This is a genomic window from Streptomyces sp. ACA25 (genome assembly GCF_028200735.1).
Classification (GTDB): Bacteria; Actinomycetota; Actinomycetes; order Streptomycetales; family Streptomycetaceae; genus Streptomyces.
The window spans coordinates 44221-63064 of sequence record NZ_JAQKPV010000004.1 but is presented as its reverse complement, the minus strand read 5'-3'; the positions used below and the strand labels follow the sequence as shown (position 1 = coordinate 63064).

Sequence of the window (18844 nt, the reverse complement as noted above, 5' to 3'; positions counted from 1 at the left end):
CATGTCCCATCCCTGTCCCCACCGGAGCGAGAGTTGTACTTCACCGACCGTGGAATCGAAGAACTGGAGCAGCGGCGCGGCGAGGAGGAGGTGCGCCTGGACTGGCTGGCCGAGCAGCTGCGGGTCTTCGTCGATCTGAACCCGGACTTCGAGGTGCCTGTGGAGCGGCTCGCCACCTGGCTGGCCCGCCTGGATGACGAGGACGAGGACGAGTAGACATCCCGCGCCCACCACCCTCACCGTCGCGATACATCTTGACATCCCCTGGACGCGATATATCGTGTTCAGGGGGAGCGGCGCGGAAGCGGCTCCCGCATACCTGGACCGGGGAGGGCACGTGGCGAAGACATCCGAGTGGCAGATCACCGCACCGCGGACGCTGGAGTTCGACGCACAGACCATCGGCGAGCTCGACATCAGGGTGGTGAACGGGGCCGTCAACGTGGTGGGAACCGACGGGCCGCAGGCCCGCGTCGAGGTGTCCGCCCTCGACGGCCCCGCCCTGCGGGTGCGGCACACCGGCAACCGGCTGGAGGTCGGCTACGACGACCTGCCCTGGCAGGGCTTCCTCAAGTGGCTGGACCGCAAGGCCTGGAACCGGCGTGTGGTCGTCTCGGTCTCGGTGCCCTCCGCCGTCCGCCTCTCCCTCGCCTCGGTCGGCGCCCCCTGCGTCGTGTCCGGCATCGACGGCCCAGCCGCCGTCCAGGGCGTCAGCGGGGACACCACCCTGGTCGGGCTGACCGGTCCGGTCCGTGCCGACACCGTCACCGGGAAGGTGGAGGCGCAGGCGCTCGGAGGACCTCTGCGGTTCAACTCGGTGTCCGGCGACCTGACCCTCATCGACTGCGCCGCTCCGTCCGTCCGGGCCGACCTGGTCAGCGGAGGTGCGGTGCTGGACTTCGCCCCCGGCGGCAAGCCGGTCGACCTCCGGCTGAACACCGTGTCCGGAGACGTCGCCGTCCGGCTCCCCGAGCCCGCCGACACCGCGGTGGAGGCCGGTACCGCCGGGGGCTCCGTCTCCAGCGCCTTCGACGAGCTCAGCACGAGCGGCGGCTGGGGCAGCCGTCGGCTCAGCGGCACGCTGGGCAACGGCGGCGGCAGCGTGCGGATCAACAGCGTCTCCGGTGCCATCGCCGTGCTGCGCCGTCCGGACAATCCCCCGGAGGACTTCTCCACCCCGCCCCCCACTTCTCCCTCCCTGCGGAAGGACGTCTGACATGCCTCCCGTCTTCGGTCACGGCCGGCTCCGCCTCTACTTGCTGAAACTGCTCGGTGAGACACCCCGGCACGGTTACGAATTGATCAGGCTGCTGGAGGAGCGCTTCCAGGGGCTGTACGCGCCCTCCGCCGGCACCGTCTATCCCCGGCTGGCGAAGCTCGAAGCCGAGGGCCTGATCAGCCACGCCGAGGAGGGCGGCCGGAAGGTCTACTCGCTGACTGCCGCAGGGCGCCGTGAGCTGGCCGACCGGCAGCGCGAACTCTCCGCTCTCGAACGCGAGATCGGTGACTCCCTGACCGCCCTGGCCGCAGGCATCCGGGAGGACGTCAGCGGCTCCGCTCATGACCTGCGCCAGGAGGTGCGGCAGGCCGCCGAACAGGTCCGCAGGAGCAGCTCCGGCACATCGGGCCGGTCCGGCTGGAAGGAAGAGGCCCGACGCGCCAAGGAGGAGACCCGCCGCGCCAAGCGGGACGCCGAACAGGCCAGGGAAGCGGCTCGGGGCCAGTTCGAGGAAGCGGCCCGCCGCATTCAGGACCGGGTACGCACACACAGCTCGGTCGGGGACTGGCAGGGCGCGGTCCGTGAAGGGCTGGACAGCCTGACCCGGGAGGTCGACAGCTGGAGCCGGCGGCTGGACCACCCCACCGAGCGGCCCGGACGGCCCACAGCCTCCGGGACAGCCGGCGACACCGGCCCCGCGAGCACTTCCGAGCCCGACGACGCTCCGGAAGGGGCTGCCACCGGAACCGGCACCACCTCCGGCGACACCGACACCGACACCGTCGCCGACCCCGCCCGCGAACTGGAGCGGCTGCTGGACCGCTTTCGTGACGATGTGCGGGACGCCGCCCGTGACCACGGCGTGAGCCAGCAACAGCTGCGTGAGGCTCGCCGCCATCTGTCCACCGCCGCCGCCCACCTGGGAGCGCTGCTGCGCCCGCCACGCGGGTGAGCCCCGTCCCGGTGTCCGCGTGTCCGGAACGTGCCGGACACGCGGACACCGGCCGGCCGCCTACCCGTCCAGCGGGCACGGATACTCCTCATCACCCCACGTCTCAACCGTCCCGTGGACCTCTCCCGCGTCCTCCCCGAACCGGCCGCAGCGCAGGGCGATCCGGAGATCATCCCCCGGACCGGACCGCAGTATGTGGACGGGCTTGTCCCGCGGCACCTGGGCACCGGCCTCGAAGGTCAGCAGCCCGGTCACTCCGAGACAGCTGAATTCGCCCGCCTTCAGCTGCGACCAGACGTGGGACCGGTCGAAGTCCGGTCCGAAGGTGTCGCACGACGGGCAGGCCGTCCCAGCCGAGGGCGGTCGTGCCGGAGTTGAGGCCCCGGCGGACCGGGGCATCCGCAGTCCCTCGGCAATCTCGCGGTACAGGTCCCCGGGGGTCTCCTCGGCTCCCTGCGGCCGGACCTCCACCAGGACATGGGAAGCGAGCGCACCGTCCCCGGTGTACCGGCCGGGCAGGCCGTCCAGCAGGCGGACCCCCCGCTCAGACCGTGAGCACCACCTTGCCGAAGAGGTCTCCCCCGGCCATCTTCGCGAAGCCGTCGCGGGCCTCCTGCACGGGCAGCACCGAGTCGATGACCGGCCGGACCCCCTTGGTCGCGCAGAAGCTGAGCAGCGAGGCGAGCTCCTCCTTGCTGCCCATGGTGGACCCGACGATTCTCAGCTCGAGGAAGAAGACCCGGGTCAGCTCAGCGGCGGGCGGGTTGGGGCCCGAAGTAGCACCCGAGATGACCAGGGTGCCGCCGGGCCTCAGCGACTTGACCGAGTGCGACCAAGTGGCCGCGCCGACCGTCTCCAGTACCGCGTCCACCCGGTGCGGCAGCCGGGCCCCGCTTTCGAACGCACCCTCCGCGCCGAGCTCCAGGGCCCGCTTGCGCTTGGTGGCGTCCCGGCTCGTCACGAACACCCGCAGCCCGGCCGCCGCACCCAGCACGATCGCGGCGGTGGCGACGCCGCCGCCCGCGCCCTGCACCAGCACGCTGTCCCCGGGCCGCACCCCGGCGTTGGTGAACAGCATCCGGTAGGCCGTCAGCCACGCCGTCGGCAGACACGCGGCCTCCTCGAAGGACAGCTCCTTCGGCTTCGGGAGCACGTTCCACTGCGGGACGGCGACCCGTTCGGCGAAGGTGCCCTGGTACTTCTCCGTCAGGATCGAGGGCCGCTCACGGGGCCCCACGCCGTGACCGGTGGCTCCGATCACCGGATACAGCACGACCTCGTTGCCGTCGGCGTCGATGCCGGCGGCATCGCAGCCCAGGATCATCGGCAGCGCTTCCTGACCGATTCCCACCCCGCGCAAAGACCACAGATCGTGGTGGTTCAGCGAGGTCGCGCGGACGTCGATGACGGCCCAGTTCGGCGGAGCCTCCGGCTCCGGTCGCTCCCCCAGTTCGAGTCCTTCGAGGGGCTGGTCAGGGTTGATACGCGCGGCGTAGGCAGCAAACATGATCCTCAAGCTAGCCCCGCCGGCGGAGCCGTGCCAGCCCCCACCCCCGCGAAGCGACACACATCACCGGCCCGTCGGCGTCTGCACCGCCGACGGGCCGGCTCCGGACCGGCCGCCCGGGTCAGCGGACAGCCCGGCGGCCGACGGAGGACAGCAGCGAACCGATGACCAGACCGATGACGAGGTAGACACCGCCGGTGGCGAAGCGGGACTCCCAGTCCGTGTCACGGGTGAAGGGCAGGAGCACCATCGCGGCGGTGGCCAGCGCGACGATCCAGGCGAAGAACCGGTCCGGTGCCGGGGTGATCAGCATCAGCACGTGCAGCAGCGCGGTGGCCACCAGGGCGGCGGCCGCGGCGCCCAGCGCCAGCGGCAGGGTGTCGGTGAGGACCAGGCTGCCGTCCTCCTCGGGCGCGAAGACCTCGATTCCCAGCACTCCGTGGACCAGCATCATCGCCACCGCGGCGGCGAGCGCGGCGACCAGCGCCGTCATCACGCCTCCGCCCCACAACCGGCCCGCGTTCAGCCGGGGGCGGTCCGGAGGCGGCGGTGCGGTGTGCGGGTCCGCTCCGGGCTCCGCCCCCCGCCGTTCCGCGTAGGGGTCGGGGCCGGTCTGTGCGGCCCGCGGGTCGGAGGGCTCGTACGGCCCGGGACTGGACACGGTCCTGCTCCCTTCGGTGGGGCTGCCTTCGTACGCCTGCACGCGTCTCTGTGCGCCGCCGGGTACCCCGCGCGCCCTCGTTCATTCGGATGCCTCGCATCACCCGGCGCACGTAGGCGCGTTCATGACCCCCGGTGATTCCGGGAGCACCCGCGAGCTGCGACGATGGGCAGTGAATCCGGCGTATTCGGCAGCATCCACGCTGCGGCCGGGAACGGGGTGGGAGGATCACACCATGAGCCAGGTATTTCTGCGGCGGCTGAGCCGGTGGCAGGCCGAAGACCAGCGCGACGACTTCGCCGACCTCCAGTCCGTGGCCTACCGGGGCACGCCCCAGGAGGCCACCTACGACCGGGACGAGTTCCTGCGGCGTTTCGCGGACCACGTCCAGCAGCCCGAGTTCGAGATGATCATCGCGAGCAACCCCGCGCTGGTCGGGTGCTCCTACGGATTCCGGGTCGACCGGGACAGCACCTGGTGGGACGGCTTCCAGGACATCCCGGAACACATCGAGCAACTGACCGCTTCCCAGCACGTGTTCTGCCTCGCTGAGCTGATGGTGCTCCCCGAGGAACGGCGGCACCACGTCGGCGGGAAGCTCCACGACCAGGTGCTGTCGCGCAGCGGCGCCCCGGTCGCGATCACCCTCCTGGAGCCGGGAGACGTGCCGGCCCGCACGGCTTTCCAGGCCTGGGGCTGGACCAAGACCGGGCAGCTGCACCGGCGCAGCGACGCGACGCCGCTCGAGGCCTGGATCCGGCAGGCCCCCTGAGGCGAGCGGTGCGGAGGCCCGAGCGCACCGCTGCCGGGCCTCCTCAGTCCGCCGTCCCCTTGAGAAACCCGTCGCCGTTCTCCTCGATGTGCCGCTCCAGCTGCGTCAGGGCACGCTGGACGGCCTCCGGGGATCCGTCCCGGCGCTGCTGCTCGTAGTAGGCCGTCCCCAGCTTCCGCAGCAGCTCACTGCCCGTACGCTGCGCCTGGATCTCGTCGACCTTCTTCCTTCCCTGCTCGAGCCCGCGCTGCGCCTGGTCCTTCGCCCGGTCGAGAAATCCCGCCATGCCGTACCTCCGATGGGTGAGCGGTGCTGTCCCACGTCCAACTCCTCCCGGCGCGGCCCGGTTCCCCTTCGTCACCCGAACGGACGGCACGGCTGCCCGGCCACGGTCCGAGCGGAGGCGGAAAGCCGGACGGCCGGCACCGGCCCCGGTCGGGGCGGTGCCGGCCACCTGGGTACGGAGCCGGGGCGCGGTCAGAGCACCTTGGACAGGAAGGCCTGGGTCCGCCGGTGCTGCGGGTTGGTGAGGACGTCGCGGGGGTTCCCGGCCTCAACGACAGCGCCCTCGTCCATGAAGACCAGGGAGTCACCGACCTCGCGGGCGAAGCCCATCTCGTGGGTGACCACGATCATGGTCATGCCGTCGGCGGCCAGTGCCCGCATGACGTCCAGGACCTCGCCGACCAGCTCCGGGTCGAGCGCCGAGGTGGGCTCGTCGAAGAGCATCAGCTTGGGGTCCATGGCCAGGGCCCGGGCGATGGCGACCCGCTGCTGCTGACCGCCGGAGAGCTGCGCCGGGTAGTTGTCCATCCGGTCGGCGAGACCCACCCGGTCCAGCAGGACCTCGGCCCGGGCCCGGGCGTCTGCCGGGCGGACACCCTTGACCTGGACCGGCGCCTCCATGACGTTCTGGACCGCCGTCATGTGCGGGAAAAGGTTGAAGCGCTGGAACACCATGCCGATGTCCCGGCGTTGGTGGGCGACTTCGCGCTCCTTCAGCTCGTAGAGCTTGTCCCCCTTCTGCCGGTAGCCGACGAGCTGACCGTCGACGTAGAGCCGGCCGGCGTTGACCTTCTCCAGGTGGTTGATGCAGCGCAGGAAAGTCGACTTGCCCGAGCCCGAGGGGCCGACCAGGCAGAAGACCTCGCCCTGCCGGACCTCCAGGTTGATGCCCTTGAGCACCTCGACCAGGCCGAAGGACTTGTGGACCTGCTCGGCCTTCACCATCAGCCCGGCGGCGTCGCCCGGTCCGGACGCTTCGGTCGTCATACTGTCTTGCCTCCCACCCGGCTGGGCACCCGGAGCTGGCCGAGGTTCGTCCGGATCTTCTGCAGCGGTGTCGGCGGCAGCTCGCGCAGGTCGCCCTTGCTGTAGTTCCGCTCGAGGTAGTACTGGAAGACGCTGAAGACGGTGGTGAGCACCAGGTACCAGAAGGTCGCCACCATCAGCAGCTCCATCGAGGCCAGGGTGCGCGAGGAGATGTCCGTCGCGGCCCGCATGAGCTCGGGGAACTGGACCAGATAGGCCAGGGACGAGGTCTTCAGCATGTTGATGAACTCGTTGCCGGTCGGCGGGATGATGACCCGCATCGCCTGCGGCAGCACGATACGGCGCGTGGTCCTGCCGCTGCGCATGCCGAGCGCCTGGGCGGCCTCGGTCTGCCCGCGGTCCACCGACTGGATACCGGCCCGGCTGATCTCGGCCATGTAGGCGGCCTCGTTGAGGCCGAGGCCGAGGAGCGCCGCCATGAACGGCGTCATCACCGCGTGCATGTCGTTCTGGTAGAAGCCGATGTTGAACGTCGGGATGATCAGGGCCAGGTTGTACCAGAGCAGCAGCTGGACCAGGATCGGCGTGCCCCGGAAGAACCAGATGTACCCCCAGGCGACGCTGCGCATCACCGGGTTGGCCGACAGCCGCATCACGGCCAGCAGGGTGCCCAGCGTGACCCCGAGGATCATCCCGAGCACCGTGATGAGGAGCGTCCAGCCCGCGCCCCGCAGGACCGTCTCGTAGGTCAGGTAGTCGTTGACGACCTGCCACTGGATGTTCGCGGTGGCGAAGGCGTTGAACAACAGGCCGAGCAGGCCGAGCACGATGGCTGCGCTGATCCAGCGGCCGTAGTGCCGTACGGGGATGGCCCTGATGGCCTCCGGCGGGACGGCGGTGGGTGCTCCGCCCCCGGCGGCTCCGCCCCCGGCGCCCTCGCCGGATGCGGCGAGCGACGCCGGGCGGGGAGCCCTGTCGTGATCTTCGGACACGAGGTATTGACCTTTACTGGCTACGGTGAACGGGTCCGGGAAGGGTCACTCGCCCGCGTTGACGGTGGCCTCTTCGACAGCTCCGGTCTGCGCGTCCCACTTCTCCAGGACCTCGGCGTAGGAGCCGTCGTCGATGATCTGCTGGACGGCCTGCTGGAGGGCGTCCCGCAGCTCGTTGTTGTCCTTGGGGACCGCGATGCCGTAGGGCGCCGCGTCGATCTGCTCCCCGACGACCTCGAAGGCGTCGCCGCCGCCGGCGGTCAGGGCGTTGTACAGCGCCACCGGGTAGTCCGTGATGACGGCCGCGGCCCGGCCCTGCTGGAGCTCCCGCAGGGACTGCGAGTCCTGGTCGCCGGCCAGGATGGTCAGGTCTCCGCCGCACTCCTCGTTCTGCTGCTCGGCGAGGGCCTCGTTGGCGGTGCCGCGCTGGAGGGCGACGGTCATGCCGCACATGTCGGCGAGCGACTCGATGCCCTCGGGGTTCCCGTCCTGCACCAGGATCGCGGAGCCGGCCTGGAAGTAGTTGACGAAGTCGGCACCGCCCTCGGCGTCCTCGGTGGCACCCTGCTGGCGCTCGGCGGTGTCCGTCATGGCGGACATGATGATGTCCACCCGGCCGGAGTTCATGTTGGCGATGAGGTCGTCGAAGCTGCCGTTCTGGAACTCGAACTCGACGCCCAGTACCTCGCCCATGGCGGCGGCGATGTCCGGGTCGATCCCGTCGATCTCGTTGTCCTCGTTGATGAACTCGATCGGCGCGTAGTCGATGTCCGACCCGACGACGATCCGGCCGGCCTCCTGAATGTCCTCGGGCAGCTGGTCGTACAGCGGGGCTTCCGCGTCGGCGGCGGCGCCGCCGTTGTCGTTGCCGCCGTCGTCGGTGCCGCAGGCGCTCAGCAGCAGCGCACCAGCAGCGACGAGGGCTCCGGCTGTGGCCAGACGGGAGCGGCGAGGGGTGCGGGCAGTCATGTGCGGGGTCCTCCTGCGAACTGACGTGAGCGAGGGCTGGTGGCCGGGCACGCGTCGTCGGGCGCCACGACTCGGTCCAATGATGGGGGCATCCTGCCATCCGCACGCAGCGCCAAGTCCGGCCCTGACGTCAAGATCGGATAACGGACACTCCATACCGGTGTGCGGAAGTGTGTCACTTGTGGGTGCGGAGCATTGACGATCACCCCTGAGACATGTATCACGCCCTGTCGCCGTTCTCCTGCCGGAGGCGAGTCGCACACGACCTGATCTGCCGGTCCGAACCGAGGCGCGAGGCGGACAATGAGCGGCGGAGGAGCGTTCCGTGACCCCGCTGTCGCGGCCGTGTGAGGAAAATCCTCGTGCACGGGCCGTTCCATCGGGTAAAACGGACGGCTACACCCCTCACCCGGGGACCTGGGCGCGTGTGCGGCGCGTCCGGCGTCCGCATCCCCCTGGACGGCGGCCCATCCGCCGGGCAGGCAGCGGGCGTGGTGCCTGCCCGCTCCTGACCGGGGAGCGGCCACCCTCGAGACAGTGACGTATTAAAGGGGTCCACCAGTGGCATCGGAGATCATCAACCCAGACACAGAGCTGAGCGAAGCAGGGCTGGACCCGGCATTCGCGCTGCACCGGGGCGGCAAGATGGCCGTCCGGGCCACCGTGCCGGTGCGCGACAACGCCGACCTGTCCCTGGCCTACACCCCGGGTGTCGCCAAGGTGTGCGCCGCCATCGCCGCGCAGCCCGAGCTCGTCCACGACTACACCTGGCGGTCCCAGGTGGTCGCGGTGGTGACCGATGGCAGCGCGGTGCTGGGCCTGGGGGACATCGGCCCCGAGGCATCGCTCCCGGTGATGGAGGGCAAGGCGATCCTGTTCAAGCAGTTCGCCGGGGTGGACGCCGTGCCGATCGCCCTGGACTGCCGCGACCCCGACGAGCTGGTCGCGACGATCGCCCGGATGGCTCCCTCCTTCGGAGGGATCAACCTGGAGGACATCTCCGCCCCGCGCTGCTTCGAGATCGAGCGCAAGCTCCAGGAGCGGGTGGACATCCCGGTCTTCCACGACGACCAGCACGGCACCGCGGTGGTCACGCTCGCGGCCCTGCGGAACGCGGCCCGGCTCACCGGAAGGGAGCTCGGCGAGCTGCGGGCCGTCATCTCCGGGGCGGGCGCGGCCGGGGCGGCGATCGCCAGAATTCTGCTCGGCGCCGGGATCGGCGATGTGGCGGTCTGTGACCGCAAAGGTGTCGTGTCCGCGGAGCGGAGCGACCTCACGGACGTCAAGCGGGAACTCGCCGTGCTGACCAACAGGGCCGGGCTCACCGGTTCACTGGCGGATGCCCTGAGCGGCGCGGACGTCTTCATCGGGGTCAGCGGCGGTACGGTGCCCGAGGCGGCGGTGGCCCGGATGGCGCCGGGCTCGTTCATCTTCGCCATGGCGAACCCGGACCCGGAGATCCACCCCGAGGTGGCCCGCCGGTACGCCTCGGTGGTCGCCACCGGGCGCAGTGACTACCCGAACCAGATCAACAACGTGCTCGCCTTCCCCGGGATCTTCGCGGGAGCGCTCCAGGTCCGCGCCGCGCGGATCACCGAGGGCATGAAGCTGGCGGCGGCCGAGGCACTGGCCGCGGTGGTCGCGGACGAGCTGAGCCCCTCGCGGGTCATCCCGTCGCCGTTCGACGAGCGGGTGGCCCCGGCGGTCGCCGCCGCCGTGGCGGCGACCGCCCGCGCGGAGGGTGTCGCGCGGCGCTGAGCGGTTACCCCCCGTCCGGCCACTGCTGTGTGCGGCGCGGCAGCGCTCCGGACCCTGCACGCCGGGAGCGAAGGGGCGGGCCCGAGACCGAACGTAAGAGCCGATGGGCAATGCGACCCTTACTCAGTACAGTGCGGACCGGGACCGTGGAACGCTGCCGTGAGGATCGCCCGTGGAGTTGACGTATTACTCGGATTTCGCCGTGCGGCTGGTGAACACCGAGGAACCCGCACGTGGCGCGGACCGCCTGACCTCCGTGGAGGCGGTGCGGGAGCTGTTCGGTGCCGGCCGGCACGGCGCGCGCCGGGCCGGGGAGGCGGACGTCACCCGGCTGCGCGGCGTCCGGAACCGGCTCCGCGCGGTCTTCACCGCCGCCGCCGACGGTGACGAGGCGGGCGCCGTGGACCTGCTGAACGCGCTGCTGCTGGAGTACCCGGTAAGCCCGCAGATCTCCGGCCACGACCAGCTGGACGAGAAGGGGAAGCCCCGCTGGCATCTGCACCTGGCCGAGCACCCGTCCAGTGCCACCGCCGGTTACGCCGCGATCGCCTGCATGGGTCTGGCCTTTCAGCTCACGGACCTCGGCGTGGACCGGCTCGGCGTCTGCGAGGCGTTCCCCTGCCGCAACGCCTTCATCGACACCTCCACCAACCGCTCGAAGCGGTACTGCTCGGACCGGTGCGCGACGCGGGCGAACGTGGCCGCCTACCGGGCCCGCAAGCGGCGGGAGCGCGAGCTGAGCAGCCGGACCGCCGACGCCGGCCAGCCCAGCACCGACCTGACCACCGAGGGCTGAGTACGGCGCGGCGGACGGAGCCGGAGCAGCGCCCGCGCGAGCACCAGGCCGTCCGGTACCGCGCCGAACTCCCGGCTGTCGTGCCGGATCCGCGGGTTGTCCCCGCGCACCCACCAGCCTTCCGGCCGCCGTTCCACCGCCCGCTTCACGATCAGCAGATCCTGTTGCAGGGGGTGCCGGAGCAGCACCACCGACCCGGGGCGCACCCGGGCGCCGTACCGCACCAGCAGCCGGTCCCCGGGCCGCAGGGTGGGAAGCATGGAGTCGTTGTAGACCACGGCCAGCCCGATCGTCATGGGTCACGTTCTCCTCGTCCGTCCGTCCGGGGCAGGGGTCCCGGGCCGGTCCTTGGGGTGTGAGCGGGCCACGCGCGCAGGGCAGCCGGGAAATGGGCGGCCCCACGGAGTAACCTCGCACAGGAGAAGACGATCACGAGGAAGGACAGCTGCATGCTCTCCCGCCTGTTTGCCCCCACGGTGAAGGCCAGTGCCCACTGCGATCTCCCCTGCGGTGTGTACGACCCGGCCCAGGCCCGTATCGAGGCCGAGTCGGTCAAGGCCGTCCAGGAGAAGTACCAGGCGAACGAGGACCCGCACTTCCGGGCCCGCGCCACCGTCATCAAGGAGGAGCGCGCCGAGCTCGCCAAGCACCACGTCTCGGTGCTCTGGAGCGACTACTTCAAGCCTCCGCACTTCGAGAAGTACCCGGAGCTGCACCGGTTGGTGAACGAGACCCTCAAGGCCCTCAGTGCGGCCAAGGGGTCCACCGACCCGGCCACCGGGCAGAAGGCGCTGGACCACATCGCCCAGATTGACAAGATCTTCTGGGAGACCAAGAAGGGCTGACCCGGCCCTTCAGGTCCTCCGGTCCGCGGGCTCCCGGCCCGCCGGCCTGTGTCATGGCCGCACCCGGTCCCCGTTCCGCCCGTCCGAGGCGGGACGGCGGGCCGGGTGCGGTTGTCTGCGGCGGGCACTCGGAGCGGGCCGGACACGTTCTCCCGTCAGCGTCGCCCGGTGCGGGGCCGGTGGGGCTTCCGCCCCTCCTGCCCCCCCGCCCGGGTCGTGCATGATGTTTCGGCTCGTGTCCCCGCTGTCCCCCTGCTCGCGTCCCGCATGGAGGTTCTCCCGTGATCCGCTCCCCCCACCGCCTGGCTGCCGCTCTGCTCTGTCTCGGGCTGCTGACCGCGTGCGGCTCCGATTCCGGGGCCGACGAATCCTCCGCGTCCCCCGACGTGGAGCAGACCGCGGGGACCGAGGACCAGGCGTCGGCCGACGGGTCCCCTTCCGGGCTCCCCGGGCCCACAGCCGGAGCGACGAACACCGCCGCGACCCTGCACACCTCGGCCGGGGACATCGAGCTCACGCTGTATCCCGAACAGGCGCCGCTGACCGTGGCGAACTTCGTCGGTCTGGCCGACGGCTCGCTCGCCTGGGAAGGGCAGGAGGACGGTGAGCCGCTGTACGACGGAGTCATCTTCCACCGGGTCATCGACGGCTTCATGATCCAGGGCGGCGACCCGCTGGGCTCAGGCATGGGCGGCCCGGGTTACCAGTTCGAGGACGAGTTCGACCCGGAGCTGGACTTCGACGAGCCCTACGTGCTGGCGATGGTCAACTCCGGCCCGGGCACCAACGGCTCGCAGTTCTTCATCACTGTCGCGCCCACGCCGCACCTGCACGAGCTCCACACCATCTTCGGTGAGGTCGCCGACGACGCGAGCAAGGAGGTCGTCGACGCCATCGCCGCCACCGAGACCACCGGTGCGGACAAGCCGGTCGAGGACGTGGTCATCGAGTCGGTGACCGTGGCCCCCGCGGACTGACCGCCGGAGACTGCGGCAGCACGCTCCACCACTGCCCGGGAGGGGGGCGGGGCCACGGGCCCCGCCCGGTAATTTAGAGTTTGCGCAACCACGGAACTGGGGGCGCCCCCGGAGACGTCGGACTCGTCGGGACATCACGGGGCTGGAGCGGGGGCAAACGTGGCTGGTGCACACCGGACTCAGGCTGTGGGTGGCGGGCGACGCCGGAGAGCGGCCGAGCGACCCCGGTCCCGGGACGGCCGCCGCCGCCGGGTCCTGATATGGGTCACCGGCTCGGTGGCCCTGGTCCTGCTGCTCGCCGTGGGCGGCGCGGTCTGGGTGTACGAACGCCTCAGCGGCAACATCCAGTCGGCGGATTTCGACGACAAGGTCGGCGGGGACCGTCCGGACAAGCTCACCGGCGCCCGGACCATCCTGGTGCTCGGTTCGGACACCCGGGAGGGGTCGGGCGGCCAGTACGGCGGTACCGACGAGATGAACTCCGACACCATGATGCTCGTGCACGTCGCGGAGAACCGCGAGTGGGCGACCGTGGTCTCCATCCCCCGGGACTCCTGGGTGGAGATCCCTTCCTGCGAGCGCGGTGACGGCAGCACCTCGCAGCCGCACTACGCCAAGGTGAACTCCGCCTACGCCATCGGGGGCTTCACCGGTGACATCGGCAGTGCCGCCGCCTGCACCATCTGGACGCTGGAGCACAACACCGGCCTGCGCATCGACAACTTCATCTCGCTGGACTTCGTCGGCTTCCAGGGCATGGTCGACGCCCTCGGGGGCGTGGAGATGTGCCTGGACGAGCCGATCGATGACAAGAAGGCGCACGTCTCCCTGGAGGCCGGCTGCCAGTCGCTGAGCGGCGAGGAGGCGCTGGGGTTCGTCCGGGTCCGGTACAGCGTCGGGGACGGCAGCGACCTCGGCCGGATCGGACGGCAGCAGGAGTTCATGCAGGCACTGGCCGATCGCGCCCAGTCGAAGCTGACCAGCCCGAAGGCGCTCTTCGACTTCATGGACGCGATCACCAAGTCGCTGACCACCGACCCGGAGCTGGCCGGCCTGGGCCCGCTGCACGACCTCGCCGCCGAGCTCCAGGACATCCCCAAGGACCGGCTGACCTTCCTCACCGTGCCGAACTATCCGCGCGAGCTGGACGTCCCCGACGACACCGCCAACGTGGTGTGGGAGTACCCCGAGGCCGAGCTGCTGTTCACCGCGCTGGGCCGGGACGAGCAGGTCACCGAGGAGAGCCTGGAGGAGGCGGCCGCGCTGGTGCCCGACATCACCCCCGGCGAGGTCCGGGTCCGGGTGCTGAACGGTACCGGTGTCCCGGGGCAGGCGGCAGAAGTGAGTGAGCAGTTGCGCGCGGCAGGTTTCCAGGTGGTCGCCACGGGTAACGCGTACGGTCTCACCGGCACCACCGTCATCAGTTACCCGGACGGGCTCGGCCAGCACGCCGACGTCCTGGCCGGGCGGGTGCCCGGCGCCGCGACCGAGCAGGCCGAGGCGGAGACTCCCGGGGTGCTGACCCTGACCATCGGGAGCGACTTCCCCGGGGTGCGCTAGCGGCGCACCCCGGGTGGCCGGCCGTACCCGCAGCGGCCGGTCCGGCCCGGGGCTGCCCCAACAGCCCCGGGTGTCCTCCGGCCAGGGGGACGCGCGAGAGGAGTACCGGCCATGGGCGCGCACGCGGCTGTCCCCGGTGACAGGTCCATCCATCCGGTGACCTCACTTGCCGTCGGTGCCCTCGTCGGTGCCTACGCGGCGCTGCTCGACCGCGGCAGCGGCGCCTCTGCGGGCCGGACGCTCGTCCTCGGTCTGGTGACCTGTGCGGTGGTGGCCGCGGTGGGGATGCTGCTGGTACGGAGGCTTCCGCTGATGCCGCGGACCGGGCGGGCGCTGACGACCGGCGTGTCCGGCGGGCTGCTGATCGGCTACCTGAGCGGCCTCACCTCCGGTACCACCGTGGTGGGGGCGGTTTTCATCGGTGCGGTCTTCGGCGTGGTGGTGGGGACGGCCGGCTATCTGCTCCGCCGCCCGCAGAAAATGTGAGCGGCGGGCCCGGAACGGTCCGTAGGGTCGGTTCCCCCTGCCCCCGCGCTGCCGCCACCGGAAGGGCTTCATGAACGAGCCGGCCACCGAGTCCCGTCCCGCAGAGCCTGAGCGGGGCAGCACCCCGCGGGCGATGACCCTGCTCGTCGCCGCCGTCGTCGTGCACGATCTCTTCACCGACCGGGTGGTGCTGCTGCGTCGAGGACCGCAGGCCCGGTTCGGCCGGGGTCTGTGGGATCTCCCGGTGGGCAAGAACGATCCGGGAGAGCCGGTGACCCTGACCGCCGTCCGGGAGCTGCGGGAGGAGACCGGGCTGGTCGTCGCACAGGAGGACCTGCGGCTGGCGCATCTGGTGCACGCGGCGCACGGGGCCGAGGCCCCGGACGGGTTCCTGACCGTCGTCTTCGTGACCCACAGGTGGTCGGGGGAACTGGTCAACGCCGAGCCGGCGAAACACTCCGAGGTGTGCTGGGTAGGCACCGGCGAGATCCCGGAGGACGTGGTGCTCTCCACCGACCGGATGCTGGCCGCCGCCCTGGCGGGCCCCGCCTCGGTCAGCCTCCACGGCTGGTCCTGAGCGGTCCCGGCGGGAGCAGGCCGGCGTCCGCCGGTGTGGCCCCTCCCGGGAGGGGCCACACCGGCGGACGGTCCGCGGTCAGCCCTTGACCGCCCCGGACGTGAGACCGGCGGCCATCTTCTTCTGCACGATGAGGAAGAAGATGACGACGGGCAGTGCGATGAGCACCGAGGCCGCCATCAGCGAACCGAAGTTCGTGCCGCGCTGGGTGGTCATGCTCATCAGCCATACCGGGAGCGTCCAGCGCTCGTTGTCCTGCATCACGATGTACGCGAGCAGGTATTCGTTCCAGGTGTTGACCAGGGCGAACACCGAGGTGGCCGCGACGCCGGGGCCGATCAGCGGGAAGACCACCCGCCAGAAGGCGCCCATCCGGGTGCAGCCGTCCACCATGGCGGACTCCTCGAGCTCCTTGGGGATGTTGATGATGAACCCGCGGAGCATCCACACGCTGAACGGCAGCGCGGCGACCGTGTAGACGACGATCAGCGCCCAGAACTGGTTGAGTCCGCCCATCCGGTTGATCATGAGATAGAGCGGGATGATCATGGCGAGCGGCGGCAGCAGCTGCACCAGGATGAGCACCATCATCAGCGGGCGGCGCCCGTAGAACCGGAAGCGGCCGATGGCGAAGGCAGCGAGCAGGCCGAGGACCATGGCCGCTGCCACCGTGACGGAGGTGACGAGGAGACTGGTGCGGACCGAGGTCCAGAAGAAGTTCATGCTGACGGCCGCCTGGAAGCCCTCCAGGGTGAAGGAGGTCGGCCACAGCTTCTGATCGTAGGACCGGATCTCCCGGCCGGGGCGGAAGGCGCTGACCAGCATCCAGTAGACCGGGAAGGCCATCAGCACGAAGACGCCGAGCCCGCCGAGGTTGTACCAGAGCGTGGGCTTCTTCCGGTCCGGGCGCAGCTGCTGCCGGCCGTCGGGCGTGGTGGCGGGGGCGCTCACTCCACGTCTCCTCTCTTCATCAGCTGCCGCAGGTAGTACACGGCGACCCCGGCCAGCATGACCACGGTGATCAGCGCGACGGCGGTGCCCTGGCTGAACGACGCGCTCTGGAAGGCGAGGTTGTAGGAGTAGATGCCGAGCAGCTCGTACTGCGGCTCGACGTTGTTGCCACGCATCAGGAAGATCTGCAGGAAGACGTTGAAGTCCCAGATCACCGACAGGGTGGTCACCAGCAGGAGCACCGGCTTGATGACCGGGTAGACCACGTGGGTGAAGACGCCGAGGGACCCGGCGCCGTCCAGCCGGGCGGCCTCCTCCAGTTCACGGGGTACCTGGGTGAGCGCCGCGTAGAGGGTGACGGCGACGAACGGAATGGCTCCCCAGATCACCACCACCGCGACCACGGCGAAGCCCTGCCAGGTCTCCAGGAACCAGTTGTGACCACGGAAGTCCAGCCCTGGAACCTTGGTCAGCATGATGTTGACCAGGCCGTACTCGGAGTCGGACAGCCAGCGGAAGATGGAGGTGGCGACGACGATCGGCATGGCCCAGGCCATGATCAGGGCAACCGTGACGAGCATCCGGACCCACAGCGACATGCGCTGCATGAGCAGGGCGACGAGAATGCCGCCGCCCATCGTGAGGGTCACGCAGAACAGCATGAACAGCACGGTCTTGCCGGCGACGGTCCAGAAGTGGGCGTCGGAGAGCACATTGGTGAACTGCTCGGTGCCGACCCAGTCCGGGGCGTCCCCGGTCCACAGGTGCTTGCGGCGGTAGTCCTGGAAGGACATCACCACCGTGCGGTACAGGGGGTAGAAGTAGATGGCGGCGATGGCCAGCATCGCCGGCAGGATGAGCAGGTACGGCAGCATTCCGCCGCGGTGGCCTGAGTTGCGCTTCCAGGCCAGCGGGTTGTCCGGCCCGGCCGGGGGCGGGGTCCCCCCGGTGCCGGCCGGTTCTCTCTCCGCCTCCGGCTGGCGGTTCATGGTGGGAGCACTCACCTGTGCGAGCCCTTCGTTCGTCCCGGGATCCGGGGGTCCCCCGGGGGGCGGTGCGGATACGCGCGCCGTCCCCCGGGGAGGACACCGCCGGGATCAGACCTCGCTGTTGATCAGCTTGTTGATCTGCTCGTCGGCCTCGGCCGTGGCCTCCTCGACCGGGGTGCCGCGGAGCACGTCGAGCAGCATGTTCTGCAGAACTCCCTGCTGCTCGATCATCGACCAGCCGGGGGCGATGGGGGTGAACCAGGCGTCCGGGACGGCGTGGGCCATCGGCGCGGTGACCGGGTTGTCCTTCAGCGGCTCGAGCTGCTTGGTGTTGTTCGGCAGGGTGTCCTTGCTCGCCAGTACCTCCATGGACTCCTCGGAGGTGAACATCGCGATCCACTCGGCGGCGAGGTCCTTGACGTCGGACTTCTCGATGATCGCCAGGTCGGAGCCGCCGATGAAGGACGGCAGGGGCTCACCGTTGGGGCCGGGCATGCCGGCGACCTGGATCACGCCGTCGAGGTCCTCGTTGCCTTCCTCGCCGTGCACGACCACGCCGGCCTCCCAGCCGTTGCCGTAGATCAGCGCGGACTTCTCCTGGGCCATGGCGAGGGCGTGGTCCTCCTCGTCCTTGGTCTGGTCGCCGCGGTTCCACTCCTTGACCAGGTCGACGTAGTGCTCGATGCCGGCCTGCGCCTCGGGCGTGCTGAGCGTGGCCTCCCATTCCCCGGAGTCCTCGTTGTATTCGGCGATCCGGCCGCCGTAGCCGGCGACGTAGGACATCGCGGCGTGCCAGTTGCGGCCCGCCAGGTACATGGGCGAGTACGCCTGGTCCTGGCCGTACTCCTCGTCCAGCGCGGCCAGTGCGTCCAGCAGTTCGTCCTCGGTGGCGGGGAACTCGGCGGAGCCGGTCACCTCTTCGAACATGTCGGCGTTGTAGACCGCGACGCGGGAGCCCGCGTAGTACGGCACGCAGTACATGGCGCCCTCGGCGGTGCAGGTGTCGACGAGGCCGCCGATCCAGGTGTCGCTGTTGTCGTAGTCCGCCGGGTCGATCTCGGCCAGCGCCCCGTTGAGGATGTACGTCATGGTCTCGGTGTTGCCGAGCTCCACCACGTCCGGGTACTCGGAGCCGCCGAGTGCCGCGTCCAGCTTGGTGGTCTTGTCACCCCACTGCTGGTACTGCACGTTGACGTCGACGTTCGGATACGTCTCGTTGAACTGCCCGTTGACCTGCTCGACGAGCTCGGGCCAGGTGCTGTCCGCCTCGCCCATCAGCCAGACGGTGAGGGTCTCGTTGCGGTCCTCGGGCGCCGCGTCCGATGCGGCGCTGCCGCCGTCGTCCGATCCGCAGGCCGCGACGCCCAACAGGGCCACGACGCCGATGGCCGCTATGAGTGTGCGATTCATTTCGTCCTCCTCGGAAATGCCAGAAGCCCCTGCCCACCGGCGCGGACTCCCCTCCGGACCGCGCAGCATGCTTCCGGCATGACGGGCCTTGGGCTGGACCTGACCTTTAGTGGTTTAGACCAGGAGCTCCGAAGCTTGGCCTAGACCTCTC

The 18844-nt window shown here is 70.4% G+C and carries 22 protein-coding genes; 11 read left to right on the top strand and 11 right to left on the bottom strand.

Going from position 1 to position 18844, the window contains the following annotated elements; translation table 11 throughout:
* Positions 1-33 precede the first annotated feature (33 nt).
* From PJ985_RS08310 to PJ985_RS08300, 3 genes are all read left to right on the top strand, one after another.
* Positions 34-216 carry a DUF6104 family protein gene (locus tag PJ985_RS08310; RefSeq protein WP_271682948.1) on the top strand — a complete coding sequence of 61 codons (183 nt, stop codon included), beginning with the start codon at positions 34-36 and terminating at the stop codon, positions 214-216.
* Positions 217-337: 121 nt separating this feature from the next.
* On the top strand, positions 338-1216 hold the full coding sequence (locus PJ985_RS08305) for a DUF4097 family beta strand repeat-containing protein (RefSeq protein ID WP_271682947.1): 879 nt from the start codon (positions 338-340) through the stop codon (positions 1214-1216).
* A 1-nt stretch (position 1217) separates the two neighbouring features.
* Positions 1218-2171: a PadR family transcriptional regulator gene (locus tag PJ985_RS08300; RefSeq protein WP_271682946.1), complete on the top strand. Its 954-nt coding sequence runs from the start codon at positions 1218-1220 to the stop codon at positions 2169-2171.
* A gap of 60 nt (positions 2172-2231) precedes the next feature.
* On the opposite strand, the gene PJ985_RS08295 is transcribed toward PJ985_RS08300, so the two are convergent.
* The 3 genes from PJ985_RS08295 to PJ985_RS08285 form a co-directional block, all read right to left on the bottom strand.
* Positions 2232-2642 carry a hypothetical protein gene (locus PJ985_RS08295; RefSeq protein WP_271682945.1) on the bottom strand — a complete coding sequence of 137 codons (411 nt, stop codon included), beginning with the start codon at positions 2640-2642 and terminating at the stop codon, positions 2232-2234.
* Between the two features lie 73 nt (positions 2643-2715).
* Complete coding sequence (locus tag PJ985_RS08290; protein ID WP_271682944.1) at positions 2716-3678, bottom strand: zinc-binding dehydrogenase; 963 nt, start codon at positions 3676-3678, stop codon at positions 2716-2718.
* A 121-nt stretch (positions 3679-3799) separates the two neighbouring features.
* A complete protein-coding gene (locus PJ985_RS08285) occupies positions 3800-4339 on the bottom strand; it encodes a DUF6069 family protein (RefSeq protein WP_271682943.1) in 540 nt (179 codons plus the stop codon).
* Positions 4340-4574: 235 nt separating this feature from the next.
* Between PJ985_RS08285 and PJ985_RS08280 the strand changes: the two genes are divergently transcribed.
* A complete protein-coding gene (locus PJ985_RS08280) occupies positions 4575-5111 on the top strand; it encodes a hypothetical protein (protein WP_271682942.1) in 537 nt (178 codons plus the stop codon).
* Positions 5112-5154: 43 nt separating this feature from the next.
* On the opposite strand, the gene PJ985_RS08275 is transcribed toward PJ985_RS08280, so the two are convergent.
* From PJ985_RS08275 to PJ985_RS08260, 4 genes are all read right to left on the bottom strand, one after another.
* The gene (locus PJ985_RS08275; protein WP_271682941.1) at positions 5155-5397 is read right to left on the bottom strand and encodes a hypothetical protein; all 243 of its coding nucleotides are present in this window, start codon (positions 5395-5397) and stop codon (positions 5155-5157) included.
* 191 nt (positions 5398-5588) lie between these two features.
* Positions 5589-6341, bottom strand: a complete 753-nt coding sequence (locus tag PJ985_RS08270) for an amino acid ABC transporter ATP-binding protein (RefSeq protein ID WP_271683243.1) — start codon at positions 6339-6341, stop codon at positions 5589-5591.
* 38 nt (positions 6342-6379) lie between these two features.
* Complete coding sequence (locus tag PJ985_RS08265; protein WP_443033440.1) at positions 6380-7375, bottom strand: amino acid ABC transporter permease; 996 nt, start codon at positions 7373-7375, stop codon at positions 6380-6382.
* Positions 7376-7420: 45 nt separating this feature from the next.
* Positions 7421-8344 (bottom strand): ABC transporter substrate-binding protein, encoded by a 924-nt coding sequence (locus PJ985_RS08260; protein WP_271682940.1) that lies wholly within the window; start codon positions 8342-8344, stop codon positions 7421-7423.
* A 561-nt stretch (positions 8345-8905) separates the two neighbouring features.
* On the opposite strand from PJ985_RS08260, the gene PJ985_RS08255 reads away from it, so the two are divergent.
* Both PJ985_RS08255 and PJ985_RS08250 read left to right on the top strand, forming a co-directional pair.
* Positions 8906-10102 carry an NAD(P)-dependent malic enzyme gene (locus PJ985_RS08255; RefSeq protein ID WP_271682939.1) on the top strand — a complete coding sequence of 399 codons (1197 nt, stop codon included), beginning with the start codon at positions 8906-8908 and terminating at the stop codon, positions 10100-10102.
* Between the two features lie 172 nt (positions 10103-10274).
* Positions 10275-10898 (top strand): CGNR zinc finger domain-containing protein, encoded by a 624-nt coding sequence (locus tag PJ985_RS08250; RefSeq protein ID WP_271682938.1) that lies wholly within the window; start codon positions 10275-10277, stop codon positions 10896-10898.
* Here the strand turns inward: PJ985_RS08250 and sodX are convergent.
* A complete protein-coding gene (gene sodX, locus PJ985_RS08245; RefSeq protein WP_271682937.1) occupies positions 10808-11194 on the bottom strand; it encodes a nickel-type superoxide dismutase maturation protease in 387 nt (128 codons plus the stop codon). The two genes, PJ985_RS08250 and sodX, sit on opposite strands and share 91 nt — an antisense overlap.
* A gap of 153 nt (positions 11195-11347) precedes the next feature.
* On the opposite strand from sodX, the gene sodN reads away from it, so the two are divergent.
* The 5 genes from sodN (at position 11348) to PJ985_RS08220 (ending at position 15343) form a co-directional block, all read left to right on the top strand.
* Entirely contained in the window at positions 11348-11743 is a 396-nt protein-coding gene (gene sodN / locus PJ985_RS08240; protein WP_271682936.1) for a superoxide dismutase, Ni, read from the top strand.
* Positions 11744-12228: 485 nt separating this feature from the next.
* Entirely contained in the window at positions 12229-12720 is a 492-nt protein-coding gene (locus PJ985_RS08235; RefSeq protein ID WP_271683241.1) for a peptidylprolyl isomerase, read from the top strand.
* Between the two features lie 186 nt (positions 12721-12906).
* Positions 12907-14280: an LCP family protein gene (locus PJ985_RS08230; protein ID WP_271682935.1), complete on the top strand. Its 1374-nt coding sequence runs from the start codon at positions 12907-12909 to the stop codon at positions 14278-14280.
* Between the two features lie 111 nt (positions 14281-14391).
* Positions 14392-14766: a hypothetical protein gene (locus PJ985_RS08225; protein WP_271682934.1), complete on the top strand. Its 375-nt coding sequence runs from the start codon at positions 14392-14394 to the stop codon at positions 14764-14766.
* Positions 14767-14836: 70 nt separating this feature from the next.
* Complete coding sequence (locus tag PJ985_RS08220) at positions 14837-15343, top strand: NUDIX domain-containing protein (RefSeq protein ID WP_443033439.1); 507 nt, start codon at positions 14837-14839, stop codon at positions 15341-15343.
* Between the two features lie 78 nt (positions 15344-15421).
* Here PJ985_RS08220 and PJ985_RS08215 read toward each other — a convergent pair whose 3' ends face one another.
* The 3 genes from PJ985_RS08215 to PJ985_RS08205 form a co-directional block, all read right to left on the bottom strand.
* A complete protein-coding gene (locus PJ985_RS08215; protein WP_271682933.1) occupies positions 15422-16294 on the bottom strand; it encodes a carbohydrate ABC transporter permease in 873 nt (290 codons plus the stop codon).
* A complete protein-coding gene (locus PJ985_RS08210; RefSeq protein WP_443033438.1) occupies positions 16291-17283 on the bottom strand; it encodes a carbohydrate ABC transporter permease in 993 nt (330 codons plus the stop codon). Before PJ985_RS08210 ends, PJ985_RS08215 begins: the two co-directional genes overlap by 4 nt.
* 108 nt (positions 17284-17391) lie before the next feature.
* The gene (locus PJ985_RS08205) at positions 17392-18693 is read right to left on the bottom strand and encodes an extracellular solute-binding protein (protein WP_271682932.1); all 1302 of its coding nucleotides are present in this window, start codon (positions 18691-18693) and stop codon (positions 17392-17394) included.
* Between the last annotated feature and the right edge of the window lie 151 nt (positions 18694-18844).

What these genes read in the sequence shown, in the direction of transcription:
- PJ985_RS08225 (WP_271682934.1), top strand. Translation starts at nt 14,392, where the DNA reads ATGGGCGCGCACGCGGCTGTCCCCGGTGACAGGTCCATCCATCCGGTG.
- sodN (WP_271682936.1), top strand. Translation starts at nt 11,348, where the DNA reads ATGCTCTCCCGCCTGTTTGCCCCCACGGTGAAGGCCAGTGCCCACTGC.
- PJ985_RS08205 (WP_271682932.1), bottom strand. Translation starts at nt 18,693, where the DNA reads ATGAATCGCACACTCATAGCGGCCATCGGCGTCGTGGCCCTGTTGGGC.
- PJ985_RS08260 (WP_271682940.1), bottom strand. Translation starts at nt 8,344, where the DNA reads ATGACTGCCCGCACCCCTCGCCGCTCCCGTCTGGCCACAGCCGGAGCC.
- PJ985_RS08280 (WP_271682942.1), top strand. Translation starts at nt 4,575, where the DNA reads ATGAGCCAGGTATTTCTGCGGCGGCTGAGCCGGTGGCAGGCCGAAGAC.
- PJ985_RS08220 (WP_443033439.1), top strand. Translation starts at nt 14,837, where the DNA reads ATGAACGAGCCGGCCACCGAGTCCCGTCCCGCAGAGCCTGAGCGGGGC.
- PJ985_RS08290 (WP_271682944.1), bottom strand. Translation starts at nt 3,678, where the DNA reads ATGTTTGCTGCCTACGCCGCGCGTATCAACCCTGACCAGCCCCTCGAA.
- PJ985_RS08270 (WP_271683243.1), bottom strand. Translation starts at nt 6,341, where the DNA reads ATGGTGAAGGCCGAGCAGGTCCACAAGTCCTTCGGCCTGGTCGAGGTG.
- PJ985_RS08300 (WP_271682946.1), top strand. Translation starts at nt 1,218, where the DNA reads ATGCCTCCCGTCTTCGGTCACGGCCGGCTCCGCCTCTACTTGCTGAAA.
- PJ985_RS08210 (WP_443033438.1), bottom strand. Translation starts at nt 17,283, where the DNA reads ATGAACCGCCAGCCGGAGGCGGAGAGAGAACCGGCCGGCACCGGGGGG.
- sodX (WP_271682937.1), bottom strand. Translation starts at nt 11,194, where the DNA reads ATGACGATCGGGCTGGCCGTGGTCTACAACGACTCCATGCTTCCCACC.
- PJ985_RS08275 (WP_271682941.1), bottom strand. Translation starts at nt 5,397, where the DNA reads ATGGCGGGATTTCTCGACCGGGCGAAGGACCAGGCGCAGCGCGGGCTC.